Source organism: Bradyrhizobium sp. 25ACV, assembly GCF_054863005.1.
Window position 1 is genome coordinate 18,442 of sequence record NZ_JAVAYO010000024.1, and the last position, 14,599, is coordinate 33,040.

Consider the following 14,599-nt stretch of genomic DNA (forward strand, 5'->3'; position numbering starts at 1 on the left):
AAGTAGCGCTGCGCCGCGTCCGGGGCACGCGCGTGTTGATCCGGACTAACCCGGCAGCGGCGGCGGGGCCGCGGGCTGCTCGACCGGCGGTGGGGAGGGCGGCTGCTCGGCGGTCTGTGCGGTAGCCGGCTTCACCAGCGGCTCCTCCACATTGCCGCCCTTGTAGAGGCGGGCGTAGCGGTGGCCGAGGCTGGTCAGCACCTCATAGCCGATGGTGCCGAAATGATGCGCGAGCTCGTCGACGGTGATGCCCTCGCCGAGCAGCGTCACCATATGGCCGCGCCGCGCCGCATTCGGCGGCAGATCGGTGATGTCGATCGCGATCAGATCCATGGAGACGCGGCCAGCGACCGGGCAACGCTTGCCGGCGACGATGACCTCGGCGCCGCGGGTGCCGTCATTGGAGCTGGCAGCGCGGAAATAGCCGTCGGCATAACCGACTGCGATGATCGCGAGCTTGGTCGGCCGCCGCGCGGTCCAGGTGCCGCCATAGCCGACGCTCTCGCCGCGCTCGATGGTGCGGATCTGCACGATGCGCGCCTTGAGGTCGACCACCGGCTGCATCGGATTGTCGGCCTCCGGCGTCGGGTTGACGCCGTAGAGCGCAGCGCCCGGCCGCACCATATCGAACTGGAAGGGCGCGCCGAGGAAGATGCCGGAGGAATTGGCGAGTGCCGCCGGCACGCCGGAGAATTCGCTGGCGATGCCGCGGAAGGCCGCCAGCTGCTTGGCGTTCACGGGGCTGTTGAGCTGCTCGGCCGAGACCAGATGGCTCATCACCAGCGTGATGCCGTGATCGCCGGCATTGATGCGGGGGATGATGGCCTGCGCTTCCGATAGCGTCAGGCCGAGCCGGTTCATGCCGGTGTCGATGTGAACCGCCGTGCCCCCGGTCCAGCCGGTGCGGCGGCAGAACACGTCCCATTCGGCGAGCTCGTTGAGGTCGCCGATGACCGGACGGCAATTGATCTTGGCGTAGTGCTCGCCGGTGTTCTGGAAATAGCCGCCGAGCACGTAGATCGTGGGCTCCGGGACGGCCGCGCGCACCTTGCGCGCTTCCTCGATGGTGGCGACGAAAAAGGTCTTGCAGCCGGCCTTGCTCAGCGCGCGCGCGACCTCGGCGGCGCCGCAACCATAGGCGTCGGCCTTGATCACCGCCGAGCATTCGGCCGGCACTGCCGTCTTCTCGAGCTTGCGCCAATTGGCAATGATGGCGTCGAGATCGACGGTCAGCACGCCGCCATAGGCAGCGAGCGCGGCAGCCTGATTGGCCTCCGCGGAGAGAAGGCCGGATTGTGAGATGGTTTTCGGGTCGGACGCCATTGTCATGGCGTCGTTTTACGCAAGAGGCAGGTCCTGTTCAAGGAACTCAGTAGTCGTTGCCGCTGCGAACCGGGAGCTGACTGTCAGGGGCGAGGTCGCCAAACCGCGTGACCGAGGCTTCGAAGGCGAGGTCGACGGTGCCTGTCGGGCCGTGACGCTGCTTGCCGATGATGACCTCGGCCTTCCCGTGCGCAAGACTCATGTCAAGCTGCCACTTCTCGTGTTCAGGCGTGCCCGGGCGCGGCTCCTTCATGGCGAGGTAATATTCCTCGCGATACACGAACAGCACGACGTCGGCGTCCTGCTCGATCGAGCCGGATTCACGAAGATCGGAGAGCTGCGGCCGCTTGTCGTCACGCGATTCGACCTGACGCGAGAGCTGCGACAGCGCGATCACGGGAACATTGAGTTCCTTCGCCAGCGCCTTCAGGCTGGTCGTGATCTCCGTGATTTCCTGCACGCGATTATCGCTGCGCTTGCCCGAGCCCGAGAGCAGCTGGATGTAGTCGATCACGAGCAGGTCGAGGCCCTTCTGCCGCTTCAGCCGGCGCGCGCGCGCCATCAGCTGCGCGATCGACAGGCCGCCGGTGGCGTCCACGTAGAAGGGCAGCGACTGCAGCTCGATCGAGACCTCCCGGATCTTTTCGAAATCGGCTTCCGAGATGCCGCCGCGGCGGATGTGGGAGGAGGGAACGCCGGTGCGCTCGGCCACGATACGGGTAGCGAGCTGGTCGGCCGACATTTCGCAGGAGAAGAAGCCGATCACGCCGCCATTAGCGGCCTTCGTGGTGCCGTCGGCCTGGAGTTCCGGCACATAGGCTTGCGCGACATTGTAGGCGATGTTGGTCGCCAGCGATGTCTTGCCCATGCCGGGACGGCCCGCGACGATGATGAGGTCGGAGTGCTGCAGGCCGCCCATCTTGGTGTCGAGGTCGCGCATGCCCGTCGAGATGCCCGACAGCTTGCCGTCGCGCTGGAACGCCTTTGCAGCGAGATCGACCGCGACCGCCAGCGCCTGCGAGAATTTCTGGAATCCGCCGTCATAGCGGCCGGACTCGGCGAGTTCGTAGAGGCGGCGCTCGGCATCCTCGATCTGCGCCCGCGGCGCGAAATCGACCGGGGCGTCATAGGCGACATTGACCATGTCCTCGCCGATGCCGATGAGGTCGCGACGCAGCGCCAGGTCATAGATGGTGCGGCCGTAGTCCTGGGCATTGATGATGGTGGTCGCTTCCGCCGCGAGGCGCGCCAGATACTGCCCGATGGTCATACCGCCGACATCGGTGTCGGCGGGCAGGAACGTCTTCAGCGTCACGGGCGTGGCGATCTTGCCCATCCGGATCAGGCTGGCGGCGGTCTCGTAGATGGTCTGGTGCAGCGGCTCGAAATAATGCTTCGGCTCGAGGAAGTCGGAAACACGGTAGAACGCATCGTTGTTGACCAGGATCGCGCCCAGAAGGCTCTGTTCCGCTTCGATATTATGCGGCGCGCTCCGATAGGCGGGAGTTCCGGGCTCGGGTGCGAGTTTGAGGACGTTCGAATCAGTCAGGGCCATGGTCGGACGTGCTTAGCAATTTTCTTGGGCGGATGCGGGGCCGGGATAAAGCGCCGCCTCGGTGCAAAGCGGAAGCGAAAGCTGACCGCTATCAACCGCTCAGTTAAAATGGTGGATGATTAGCGCTCGCAGCATGCGTCGCGCTTGACGGATTTTTGCGGAACTCGCCCCGGCCTGGAAAGCGGCCGCGCCCGCACCATGGAAAAATCCTGAAACGATGAGCCTTATGCGTGAACCTTATGGATTGGCGCGCAGACGAATCCAGATGCGCGCGAAAAGACGCGCACTGGCGGCTTTGGGCTCGCCTTCAGACCAGCAGGAGGTAGACCAGCGCAACCAGAGCCGCCCCGACGCCGGTAACGATCAGGGCGTAATCGGTGCGGAGGTCGTCCTGCACGTCGAATGAGGTTTGGGTCTCTTTGCTCATGGCGACGGTCTAGGCCAGGCCCGACCAGACTTATGTGAATTGGATCACATCTCCCCGGAATCTTTCGGGGGTAAGACGGGAACAGGCAGGCGGGGGAGGGAATTGTCTCCCACGATCCGTCAACAGGGAACGAGGCAGGCGATGCGGCCAGAACGGCAGCACCAGATTTGGCGGAGCGAGGCAGGTAGCCGGCTTTGGCTCTCGGGGCTGATTGCGGCCATGGAGCACGCGGAACGGCCCGAAATACGTCGCCAGCCTGTCGCCCCGGAAATCCTGGTCGCGCTGAGGACGCAACTGGCGTTAACGGCCAGTTTCCGCTCCTCCCAGATGTCGACCCTGCGTCACTAGGATCTATTCACCAGACTAGGACCTATTCACCAGCCAATTTCAGTCTGGGCTTGCTCGCGCGTTCGCGAGCTCGCAGCCGGGCTTCTTCACGCGGCATGTAGTCGCGGGTGATCGGCACCACGCCCTGGCGCCGGGTGAGCTGGATCTGGAAATTCATCATGGCCTGCTTGCGGAACGTCATCTCGCAGGCGGCCAGATAGAATTCCCACATCAGCGCGAAACGCTCGTCGTAGAGCTGCACGGCCTCCTCGCGCCGCGCCATGAAACGCTCCCGCCAGGCCTTCAGCGTTTCCGCGTAATGCAGGCGCAGGATCTCGATATCGCAGACCAGGAGGCCGGCGCGCTCGATCGCCGGCAGCACCTCCGACAGCGCCGGGATGTAGCCGCCGGGGAAGATGTATTTGGCGATCCAGGGATTGGTCGAGTCCGGGCCCTGCGAACGGCCGATCGCGTGCAGCAGCATGATGCCGTTTTCGCTCAACAGCTCGGCGCAACGTTGGAAGTAGGTGTCGTAGAAGCGGGCGCCGACATGCTCGAGCATGCCGACCGAGACGATGCGGTCGAACGGGCCTTCGACGTCGCGATAGTCCTGGAGCAGGAATCTGGCCGAGCCGGTCAGGCGCTTTTCAGCCGCGCGCGCGTTGGCGAGCTGCAACTGCTCGCTCGACAGCGTCACGCCGGTGACGTCGGCGCCGGCGATCTCGGCAAGGTAGAGCCCGAGCCCGCCCCAGCCGGAGCCGATGTCGAGGACGCGCTGGCCGGGCCTGACCAACAGCTTTGCGGCGATGTGCCGTTTCTTGGCCAGCTGCGCGTCGTCGAGCGTCGCGTCCTGCGTCTCGAAATAGGCGCAGCTATATTGCTTGTCGGCGTCCAGAAAGAGCGAATAGAGCCGGGCATCGAGATCATAGTGATGCGCGACGTTGTGGCGGGAGCGCGAGCGCGGATTGAACTGCTTCAGATGCCGCGTCAGATAGCGCAGGCGCCACCAGGGTTTTGCCCACTGCGGCAATAGGTCGGGTTGATCGAGCAGGATCGCGAGGGCATCAGCTATGGTGCCGCGCTCGACGATGAACTCGCGGTCCATATAGGCCTCGCCAAGCCCGAGCTCGGGATTGATGAGGATCTTCCGCTCCGCTTCCGCGGTGACGAAGCGCACCGCGACCGGCTCGCCAGTGCCGTCGCCAACGGTGAACTTCGATCCGCTCGAGCCGGTCACCGTCATCGTGCCGCGGCGGATGAATTGAGACAGAAATCTACGCAACAAGAGGTCCATCGACACCTTCCTCTCGAGCGAACCCGAAGGGATGCGACTAACCCGGCCTTCACTTCTGACGCCCAGGTGACGCGGCGGTTCCTATGCGCTTGCATTCAAATTTAGGGAGGCAGGATCGGCTGCGCTAATGCGCTGAGTTCACAGCCGATATTCGCAAACCGCTTAATCACATCCTTGCGCGTGGTGCCTGCTTCCATTCGTGGCTCAATCGGATAAAAGGTGACCGCTGCCGCGCCGGATGCCGGCTGCACCTCTCGGAATTCAATGGAGATGATGGGAATGTCGAGCCGAGCGCTCAGCCTCGCGACGGTATTGCTTCTGATCGGCTTCGGCGCGGCCGATACCGTTTTTGCGCAGGTGACCAACCTCGAGGCCGGCAAAACCCCGTCCCAGCTTTTCGCGCAGACCTGCAATGCGTGCCACAAGAGCCCGCGCGGACTTCTGAAGTCCGTCGCGCCGGGCTCGCTGCCGGGCTTCCTGCGCCAGCACTACACCACGAGTTCAGACATGGCAGGCATCCTCGCCTCCTATCTCGTCTCCAACGGCGCCACCGATACCCGCTACCAGGCCAAGGACGCCAAGAAGGACGGCGCCAGGGAAAAGGACGCGAGCACCAATCCCGAGCATCAGGGCCGCCGCCCGCGCGCCCAGGACGCGGCCAGGCCGGACGGCGAGGCTGCTGCTCCCGCAGCGGAAGGTGCGCGCCAGAAGCGTGCCGCACGGCCGGCCGAGGAGGGCACGAAGCCCGAGGGACAGGCTGCGCCCGAGGGACGCAAGAGCAAGCGCCGCGCCAAGCCCGGCACCGAGGAGGCGCCGAAGGTCGATGCCGCGGCGCCAGCCACTGACGAGAAGAAGAGCGAATCCAAACCTGAGTCCAAGCCCGACACGGCCAAGGTCGAGCCCGGTCGCGACGAGGCCAAGCCCGACAGCGGCAAGGCGTCCGAGAAGCCTGTTGAGACCAAGCCTGACAGCGCCAAGGCCGAGCCCCGCGGCAGCGAAGCTCCGGCGCTGCGGCCCGATCCGGTCCCGGCGGTAACGCCGGCCGCTCCGGCTGCCGCGAAGCCTGCCGAGCCAGCCGCACCCAAGCCGGCGGAAGAGGCTGCTCCCAAGCCGGCCGCGCCTGCGGCCAGCTCCGAACCGGCGGCCAGGCCGCAGCCGGCACCGCCCGCGACCGCTGCAGCCCCGCCTGCTGCGCCGGCCGAGTCCTCCGGTCCGCCAACGCCGCCCATCTCGCGCTAAGCCAGCGACGTTTTTGATCGACATGCGGAGGCCGCGTTCATCGCGGCCTCCGCATTGCATTGACCGCGCCTAGAGTATTGCTCTAGAGGAATACTCTAGGAGGCGTCCATGACGGCGAGCGTGCGGAACGACCTGTTGGCAGCCGGGCTGATCGTGTTCGACCGCGTCGGCTTCGAAGCCGCGACGGTGGCCGCGATCCGCACCCGGGCCCGCGCCTCTAATGGCAGCTTCTTTCACGCCTTCGGCTCGAAGAAGGAGCTCGCCGGTGCGCTGTTCCTGGAGGTCTTGCGGCACTATCACGCCGCGGTGCTGGCCGCGCTCGATCCCGTGCCCGATGCGGAGCAGGGCATCGACCGGCTGATCCGGGCCCATCTCGAATGGGTCGTGACCAGCCGGCGCGAGGCGCGCTACCTGTTCGAGATATCGCGAAGCGAGTGGGGCGAGGAGGTTCGCGACGCCCAGCGCGCGCAGAATGCGCGGCTCGCCGGCGGCATCGAGCGCTGGCGCGCGCCGCTGGTCGCAAATGGCGAGCTCTTGCCGATGACGCCGGTGATGTTCGTGAGCCAGCTCATCGGCCCGGCGCAGATCTTCTGCCGCGCTTTCCTGTCGGGACGGGACCGCGCCGATCCGCGCGTCGAGGCCGACACGCTGATCGCCTGTGCCGGCCGTGCGCTGCGGCCGCCCGAACGCATTAACAAGACATAAGGAGAGGCCTCATGAGCGCCGCAGCAGATCCCGAATTCGCCACTGTGGCCGAACGCATCCACGCCAATGTCGGCCGACAAGGCTTCATGAACCTGGTCGGCGCCGAGGTTTCGGAATTGTCGCGCGGCACTTGCACGATCGCTGTGGATCGCCGGCCGGAGCTGCTGCAGCAGCACGGCTTCTTCCACGGCGGGGTTACCGCCTTCCTGGTCGACAACGCCACGACGATCGCAGCCGCGACCTCGCGCGGCCAGCCGGCGCTGACGGCGGAATACAAGCTCAACCTGTTGTCGCCCGCGGTCGGTGAGAAGCTGATCTGCCGTGCCCGGGTGATCAAGCCGGGCCGCCAGGTGTCGGTGGTCGCGGCCGACGTGTTCTGCGTCAGCGACGGTGTCGAGAAGCACACGGCGACGGCGCTGGCCTCGATCGCGATGTTGAGCGAGGACGTCGCCGCCAAAACGAAAAGCCCGGCCGCCTGAGGCGACCGGGTTTTGTTTGTTCTTCCGTCATTGCCGGGCTTGACCCGGCAATCCATCCTTAAGCGAGAAGCCTTTTTGCGATGGATGCGCGGGTCAAGCCCGCGCATGACGAGTTGCTGCTTACTTCTCTTCCGCGGCCGGTGCCGGCTCGGCTTCGTCGTGCTCGGCTTCCGGATCGAAGAACTCGCCGGCGGCGGCGATCGCCTCGGCGGCCGCGTCGCGGTCCTCGTTGCGGGTCGAGATGTCCTCGCCGCGGTTGATGCGCTCGGCTTCGTCCTGGCTGCGCGCGACCGTCACGGTGATCTCGACCTCGACCTCGGGGTGGACGGCGACGGTGATCGCGTGCTTGCCGATGGTCTTGATCGGCGCGTCGAGCTGAATCTGCGGGCGGGCGAGCGAAACGCCATCGGCTTCGAACGCGATGACGATGTCACGCACGTTGACCGAGCCGAACAGCTGGCCGGCTTCGGAGGCCTGGCGGATCACGATGATGTTCTTGCCTTCGATCTTCTCGGCGACCTTGGAAGCTTCGCCCTTCGAGGCGAGGTTGCGGGCCTCGAGCTCGGCCTTCATGCCGTCATACTTGGCACGGTTGTCGGCCGTTGCGCGCAACGCCTTGCCGCGCTTGAGCAGGAAATTGCGGGCATAGCCGTCGCGAACCTTCACGACTTCGCCCATCTGACCGAGCTTGTTGACGCGTTCCAGCAAAATGACTTCCATATTCGTTCTCCTTTTGAAGTGCTCTGTAAGGTTTCGGTTTCGGGTTGAACTCAAGGGGTCGGCAGCGGCGGCGGTTGCCGGCTGCGCAGGAAGCGTTCGCGGAAGCCGAACACGGCATCCGCGAGTCCGAGGATCACCATCGCGATCACGGGCCATCCGAACACGACCACGACGGCGTAGGTCGAGCCGAGCCAGAACGTGCGGCTCTTCAGCGCCAGCGTGAGCGTATGCAGCACGGCAAAGCCGGTTACCGCATAGCCCATCATCAGCGCGGCCGCGGCGATCTGTGCGGCGATCGCGAGCAGCCCGCCGGTGAAGCAGAAGGCGAGCGCGATGCAGAGCGCCACCAGCGTCATTGGCGGCAGCTCCGCCGTCTTCATGTCCGGCCACGGGCGGCGCAGCCGGCCCGACGTCGCCGTGATCTTGGCGCTGAGCCAGAGGTTGAGGGTCAGCGTCATCATCGCGATGATGGTGGCCCCGGCCGGTGCGATCCGCACCATCGCATCGACGAACTGACCGGCTTCACCGGAGCTTTGCGGGTCGGTGGCCCGGAGCAGGCGCATCAGGCCGCGCCGCAGCGTGCCGATGATGGTCTCGGCGTCGGTCCCGAGCGTGAGCAGGGCGGCGATCGTGGTCAACGTGGCGAAGCCCGCGAGCCACAGCAGGATGCGGCCGACCGGATACCATTCGAGCTCAGGCTCGGCGGGCGCGGCGGCGTCAGGCGCGACATGTCCCACGGCAACCTTTCCCACAGGACGGCTGAGCAGGACGAGATGGCCGAGCCACCACGCCGGCAGCGCGACGGTGACGGCGAATGCGATGCAATAGGGCAGGCCGAACAGGGCACCGAGGCCGACCGCGGCAGCGATGCCGCCGAGGCTTGCGCAAAGCGGTCCCCAGCCGATCGCGGCGACCATCAGCGGCAGCGGTGCGAGATAGAACAGGACGAGCGAGATCAGCGCGCCCGAAATGATCGAGGCGAACATCAGGGCCGACGCAGCGCCGGCGATCAAGGCTATCAGCACAAAGGCCATCATCAGCTGTCCCGCTCCCTTCGAGCGGTTAGAGGCATCTCGCCCCAACCATCGGCGACCAGACGACCCGGAAGCCTTATGAAATTAAAGAGTTTAGCCGGCGGCGATGTCGCCGCCGGCTAAATTCGTATCAGCGAATGACGTAGGGCAACAGGCCCAGGAACCGCGCGCGCTTGATGGCGCGGGCGAGCTCACGCTGCTTCTTCGCGGACACCGCGGTGATGCGGCTCGGCACGATCTTGCCGCGCTCGGAGACGTAACGCATCAGCAGCTTGGAGTCCTTGTAGTCGATCTTGGGAGCATTGGCGCCCGTGAACGGGCAGCTCTTGCGACGACGGAAAAATGGGCGGCGTGCACCAGCTTCAGCCATTGTTCTTACTCCCCGTCCGTCGTGGTGGTGGTTTCAGCTTCTTCGCGCGGACGGCGTGGGCCGCGGTCACCGCGGAAGCCGCCACCGTCACGATCGCCACCACGGAAACCACCCTCGCGGTCGCCACGGAAGCCACCGCCTTCGCGGTCGCCACGGAAGCCGCCGCCACGGTCGTCGCGCTCGCGGTCACGGTCGGCCTTGCGCATCATCGCGGACGGGCCTTCCTCGAGCTCCTCGACGCGGACGCTGAGATAGCGGATCACGTCTTCGCTGATGCGCTCTTGGCGCTCGATCTCGGCGATCGCCGCGGACGGCGCGTCGATGTTGAGCAGCACGAAGTGCGCCTTGCGGTTCTTGTTCATGCGGTAGGTGAGGGAGCGTACGCCCCAATTCTCGGTCTTGGTGACCTTACCGCCGAGACCCTCGACGATACCGGTCATCTGCGCAGTCAGCTCTTCGACCTGCTGCGTGCTCGCGTCCTGACGCGCGAGAAAGACATGCTCATAAAGAGCCATGGTGGTCCTTTCCTCATGTTGGCGCATCGCCCGGCGTCAAGCCCTTAAGAGGCCTTCGGAAAGGACTCTGGGATTAAGCTCAGAAGGCGGAAACACGGGACGACGGGCCGACTGGCCCTGCCACACCAAAATCACGAATGACTTGCTGAGACCGTCCGTTCAGCTCCCGGCCGGGGTCTGCGGATGCGCGCCTTATACGGATTTTGTCTGACTTGGCAAGGTTGGAGACCTCGTTTTCGGCCAGACGGAGCTGACAGGGGGGCCTTCAAACCACCCTCCCTTACCAGCTTGACCTATTTGTTTGTATATCATACAAATAACGAGGTCGGGAGGTGCTGATGACTGGTGAATCGGTCCAGGCTCCATTTGAGGCGTCGGCGGGCGATCCGAAGCATGCCGCGCGGGCCACACGGTCGGCGGGGCGCAAGATGCGCTCGCTGCTGCTGGATGCGGCAAGCCCGCTGTTCCGGGAGCGGGGGCTGTCGGGCACAGCGATCACCGACATCGCCGCCGCAGCGGACGCATTCCCGAGCCAGATCACCTACTACTTCCGCACCAAGGAGGCGCTGTTCGTCGAATGCGCCTGCCGCGACCTCTTGTATCTGGCGCGTGCGACCGAGCAGGCGGCGCTGAAGGCGCGCACGCCACGGGACTACACGCATGCGCTGGCGGAGACCGTGACGGCGAGCGATTCAGTGGCTTTCTTCGCCGAGGCGCTGACATTGACGCGGCGCCGCCAGGATCTCGCACCGCTCGTCGAGCGCACGATCGAACGCCTGCACGGCGAAGGCGCGCGCGCCTATGCGAGCCAGGTGGCGCGGCACGGCTGGCGCTCGCTGCGCGCGCCCGACGAAAGCTCGCGGCGGTTCTGGGCCGTCGCCATTGGCGTCATTCTCGAAGGCTACGCCATGGGCCGTTCGCCCGAGGCGCTCTGCGCCGAGATGCTGCGCGTGCTCGGCGAGCAGGCGAAATCCGATGACACGGCGCGCCTGCGCCTCGTCGAGGGCCGCGAGGTATCAAGCAATTCGAACGAGGAAGGCTAGGCCATGACCGCGCTTCGCATGCGTGCCCGCGATTTCCTGACCGACGACCAGCTTGCCGATGTCCGAGAGCGTGTGACCTGGAAAGGTGTTGCGCTGATCGCGCACGCCTGGGCGCTGATCATTGGCGCGATCGCATTGGTCGCGTGGTGGCCCAATCCGGTCACCTATGTCCTTGCCGTCGCAATCATCGGCTCGCGTCAGCTGGGCCTCGCGATCCTGATGCATGATGGCGCGCATGGCTGCCTGTCCGCCGATGAGAAAACCAACCTGGCCCTGAGCCAATGGTTCTGTGCCTATCCGCTGTTTGCGGAGACACGCAGCTATCGGCGTTACCACCTGCAGCACCATGCGCGCACGCAGCAGGAGGATGATCCCGATCTCGTGCTGTCGGCGCCGTTTCCGATTACGAAGCTGAGCTATCGCCGCAAGTTCATTCGCGACATCACCGGACAGACCGGCTACCAGCAGCGCAAGGCGCAGCTGCTCAATGCGCTCGGGCCGAAGGACTGGCCGTGGCGGCAGCGTCTGGCGCATTTCTGGGACAAGCTCGGCCCGCAATGCCTCCTCAACGCCGCGATGTTCGCAGCGCTCGCGGCGGCCGGCGTATGGTGGGCGTATCCGCTGCTCTGGCTGGTGCCGCTTCTGACCTGGATGATGATCATCACCCGCATCCGTAACATCGCAGAGCATGCCGTCGTCCCCGACAGCAGCGATCCCCTGCGCAACACCCGCACCACGCATGCCAATGTTCTCGAGCGCCTGTTCATCGCGCCGTACTACGTCAATTATCACCTCGAGCATCATCTGCTGTTCTACGTGCCCTGTTACAATCTGCCGAAGGTCCATCGCCTGCTGAGCGAGAGCCGGCATGCCGGCCGCATGGAGGTGCAGCCGAACTACGCGGCGGTGTTGCGGCTGGCGACGGCAAAGCCTGACAGGGAGGATCGGCCGGGGCAGTTGGCGAGCAGCGCGCGCCGTGCGCAGGCCGGAGCGGAGGTCGATGCCAACCAGACCGCCGGTGGGTTTTGAGGGGGCGCATCCCCAGTTGAGTGCTGCTCGAAGTTCCCATCTCGGCTTGACAGTCCGGCCCCGGACAGTGTCTACGGCCCCCTTTGGAGCACGATCCGGAACCATGGCCTAACGCCGTGCGTAATCGGCTGCCGGTTCTCGCGGGGATCGTGTCCGACAAGCAGGGAGCGCCGATGACGGCTGCATTCACATTTCCTGGGCAAGGTTCCCAGGCGGTCGGCATGGGCAAGGCCCTGGCCGATGCCTTTCCGGTGGCGCGCGCCGTGTTCGACGAGGTCGACGCCGCGTTAGGGGAGAAGCTGACGGCGATCATCTGGGATGGTCCGGCCGAAACCCTCCAGCTCACCGAAAACGCCCAGCCGGCGCTGATGGCGGTGTCTGTCGCCACCCTGCGCGTGCTGGAGGCTGAGGCGGGATTTTCCGTGGGACGAGATGCGGCCTTCGTCGCCGGCCACTCGCTCGGTGAATATTCGGCGCTGGCCGCGGCCGGCAGTCTGACAGTCTTGGATACCGCCCGTCTGCTTCGCACCCGCGGTCTCGCAATGCAAAAAGCCGTTCCGGTCGGCGCCGGCGCGATGGCCGCGCTGCTCGGCCTCGACTATGAGACCGCCATGGAGGTCGCCAAGGAGGCGGCGCAGGGGCAGGTCTGCCAGGCCGCCAACGACAATGGCGGCGGGCAGGTTGTCGTCTCGGGCGACAAGGCCGCGGTCGATCGCGCCGTCGAGATCGCCAAGACCAAGGGCGCCAAGCGCGCGATGCTGCTGCCGGTGTCCGCTCCGTTCCATTGCAAGCTGATGCAGCCCGCTGCCGACGCCATGGCCGAAGCGCTGTCGAAGGTTACGATCAAGGCCCCGGCTTCGCCGCTGGTGTCGAACGTGCTGGCGAGCGCCATCAGCGATCCCGACGAGATTCGTCGCCGCCTGGTCGAGCAGGTCACCGGCACCGTGCGCTGGCGCGAGTCGGTTGCCTACATGGCAGGGCAGGGCGTCACGCGGTTCTTCGAGATCGGCGCCGGCAAGGTGCTGTCCGGTCTCGTCAAGCGCATCGCGGACGGCGCCGTCGGCGTTTCAGTCGGTGGCCCGAACGACATTGCCGCCGCCAAGGATGCATTGGTCGCTGCCAAGCAGGGCTAAAGCGCGATGATTTCTCGTCGCGCTTGAGTTTTTCAGTTTACGCACGATCTTTCGGAAAACCGCTGCGCACTTTTCCGGATCGTGCTTTGGAGGAGTTTTCGATGTTCGATCTGACTGGCAAAAAGGCGCTCGTCACCGGCGCGACCGGCGGTATCGGCGGCGCGATCGCGCAGGCGCTGCACGCGCAGGGCGCGACCGTTGCGATATCAGGAACGCGCAAGGAGGTGCTGGACGAGCTTGCCGGCAAGCTCGGCGAGCGCGCCCATGTGCTGCCCTGCAATCTCTCCAAGGCCGACGAGGTCGAGGCGCTGGTGCCCGCTGCGGAAGCGGCAATGGGCCAGGTCGACATCCTCATCGCCAATGCCGGCATCACCCGCGACAATCTCTTCGTGCAGCTCCGTGACGAGGATTGGGAGGAGGTCATCAACGTCAATCTGACCGCGACCTTCCGCCTGGCACGCGCCGCCACCAAGCTGATGATGCGCAAGCGCTTCGGCCGCATCATCGCGATCACGTCGGTGGTCGGCGTCACCGGCAATCCCGGGCAGGGCAATTACACGGCGTCGAAAGCGGGCCTGATCGGCATGATCAAGACGCTGGGGGCCGAATACGCCAAGCGCGGCGTCACCGCCAACTGCATCGCGCCGGGCTTCATCAAGACGCCGATGACCGATGCGCTCAACGACAAGCAGCGCGAAACGATTCTGACCAAGGTTCCGGCCGCCCGCCTGGGGACGCCCGAGGACATCGCGGCGGCCGCGGTCTACCTGAGTTCGAACGAAGCAGCCTACGTCACCGGCCAGACCATTCACGTCAACGGCGGCATGGCCATGATCTGAAGCGCTCGTTCCGCACTGCCCACATGGACAGTGCGGATGCGGCAAACGGCCGTTTCCGGAGAGAAATGAGGCTTATAGTCAAGGCAGTTGAAGTATGATAACCGGACGCTCAACGGATGGGCAAAGAACGCCATTGCAGGTTTTTGAAACCCTGTATATTGGCGATGCGGAGCCTTGGCCGTCGTTCGCCGGGCCCTGTATCGGTTAGGATGGGGCCAAATCAAAGTTCGTAAGCGAAGGCAAGTAACACGACCACGACGGCTCGTATCGTCCCGGGGGGTCGGGTCTACAGGGAACAACACGAGGTTATGCAATGAGTGACATTGGCGAACGGGTTAAGAAGATCGTGGTCGAACACCTTGGTGTTGAACCCGAGAAGGTTGTCGACGCCGCGAGCTTCATCGACGACCTCGGCGCCGACAGTCTGGACACCGTCGAGCTGGTGATGGCGTTCGAAGAAGAATTCGGTTGCGAGATTCCGGACGACGCTGCGGAAACGATTCTCACCGTCGGCGACGCCACGAAGTTTCTCGAGAAGAACGCGAAGAGCTAAGGCTCTTCATTTTC

General features: G+C 65.1%; 15 protein-coding genes. 8 read left to right on the plus strand and 7 right to left on the minus strand.

The features are described 5' to 3' along the window. Positions 1–45: 45 nt before the first annotated feature. From alr to RAD04_RS35905, 3 genes are all read right to left on the minus strand, one after another. Positions 46–1,329, minus strand: coding sequence for an alanine racemase (gene alr / locus RAD04_RS35895; protein WP_461627554.1), 1,284 nt, complete (start codon positions 1,327–1,329; stop codon positions 46–48). A gap of 40 nt (positions 1,330–1,369) precedes the next feature. After that, positions 1,370–2,878, minus strand: a complete 1,509-nt coding sequence (locus tag RAD04_RS35900; RefSeq protein WP_091954885.1) for a replicative DNA helicase — start codon at positions 2,876–2,878, stop codon at positions 1,370–1,372. 797 nt (positions 2,879–3,675) lie between these two features. After that, positions 3,676–4,926 carry a class I SAM-dependent methyltransferase gene (locus RAD04_RS35905; protein WP_461627555.1) on the minus strand — a complete coding sequence of 417 codons (1,251 nt, stop codon included), beginning with the start codon at positions 4,924–4,926 and terminating at the stop codon, positions 3,676–3,678. 279 nt (positions 4,927–5,205) lie between these two features. On the opposite strand from RAD04_RS35905, the gene RAD04_RS35910 reads away from it, so the two are divergent. From RAD04_RS35910 to RAD04_RS35920, 3 genes are all read left to right on the plus strand, one after another. Beyond that, positions 5,206–6,165 (plus strand): hypothetical protein, encoded by a 960-nt coding sequence (locus RAD04_RS35910; RefSeq protein WP_461627556.1) that lies wholly within the window; start codon positions 5,206–5,208, stop codon positions 6,163–6,165. Between the two features lie 108 nt (positions 6,166–6,273). Then, positions 6,274–6,870, plus strand: coding sequence for a TetR/AcrR family transcriptional regulator (locus RAD04_RS35915; RefSeq protein WP_461627557.1), 597 nt, complete (start codon positions 6,274–6,276; stop codon positions 6,868–6,870). Between the two features lie 11 nt (positions 6,871–6,881). Further along, positions 6,882–7,349 carry a PaaI family thioesterase gene (locus RAD04_RS35920; RefSeq protein WP_461627558.1) on the plus strand — a complete coding sequence of 156 codons (468 nt, stop codon included), beginning with the start codon at positions 6,882–6,884 and terminating at the stop codon, positions 7,347–7,349. A gap of 120 nt (positions 7,350–7,469) precedes the next feature. Here RAD04_RS35920 and rplI read toward each other — a convergent pair whose 3' ends face one another. The 4 genes from rplI to rpsF all read right to left on the minus strand — a co-directional run bounded on the left by rplI (position 7,470) and on the right by rpsF (position 9,988). After that, positions 7,470–8,069, minus strand: a complete 600-nt coding sequence (rplI, locus tag RAD04_RS35925; RefSeq protein WP_461621124.1) for a 50S ribosomal protein L9 — start codon at positions 8,067–8,069, stop codon at positions 7,470–7,472. A 50-nt stretch (positions 8,070–8,119) separates the two neighbouring features. Then, a complete protein-coding gene (locus RAD04_RS35930; RefSeq protein WP_461627559.1) occupies positions 8,120–9,106 on the minus strand; it encodes a hypothetical protein in 987 nt (328 codons plus the stop codon). Between the two features lie 127 nt (positions 9,107–9,233). Further along, a complete protein-coding gene (rpsR, locus tag RAD04_RS35935) occupies positions 9,234–9,473 on the minus strand; it encodes a 30S ribosomal protein S18 (protein ID WP_007592020.1) in 240 nt (79 codons plus the stop codon). Positions 9,474–9,478: 5 nt separating this feature from the next. Beyond that, entirely contained in the window at positions 9,479–9,988 is a 510-nt protein-coding gene (rpsF, locus tag RAD04_RS35940) for a 30S ribosomal protein S6 (RefSeq protein WP_028145028.1), read from the minus strand. A gap of 338 nt (positions 9,989–10,326) precedes the next feature. Between rpsF and RAD04_RS35945 the strand changes: the two genes are divergently transcribed. The 5 genes from RAD04_RS35945 to RAD04_RS35965 all read left to right on the plus strand — a co-directional run bounded on the left by RAD04_RS35945 (position 10,327) and on the right by RAD04_RS35965 (position 14,585). Beyond that, positions 10,327–11,031, plus strand: coding sequence for a TetR/AcrR family transcriptional regulator C-terminal domain-containing protein (locus RAD04_RS35945; protein WP_461627560.1), 705 nt, complete (start codon positions 10,327–10,329; stop codon positions 11,029–11,031). Positions 11,032–11,034: 3 nt separating this feature from the next. Continuing rightward, entirely contained in the window at positions 11,035–12,060 is a 1,026-nt protein-coding gene (locus RAD04_RS35950; RefSeq protein WP_461627561.1) for a fatty acid desaturase family protein, read from the plus strand. A 173-nt stretch (positions 12,061–12,233) separates the two neighbouring features. Continuing rightward, on the plus strand, positions 12,234–13,193 hold the full coding sequence (gene fabD, locus RAD04_RS35955; protein ID WP_461627562.1) for an ACP S-malonyltransferase: 960 nt from the start codon (positions 12,234–12,236) through the stop codon (positions 13,191–13,193). A 101-nt stretch (positions 13,194–13,294) separates the two neighbouring features. Beyond that, positions 13,295–14,032: a 3-oxoacyl-[acyl-carrier-protein] reductase gene (gene fabG / locus RAD04_RS35960; protein ID WP_461627563.1), complete on the plus strand. Its 738-nt coding sequence runs from the start codon at positions 13,295–13,297 to the stop codon at positions 14,030–14,032. Between the two features lie 313 nt (positions 14,033–14,345). Next, positions 14,346–14,585: an acyl carrier protein gene (locus tag RAD04_RS35965; RefSeq protein WP_008130699.1), complete on the plus strand. Its 240-nt coding sequence runs from the start codon at positions 14,346–14,348 to the stop codon at positions 14,583–14,585. Positions 14,586–14,599 lie beyond the last annotated feature (14 nt).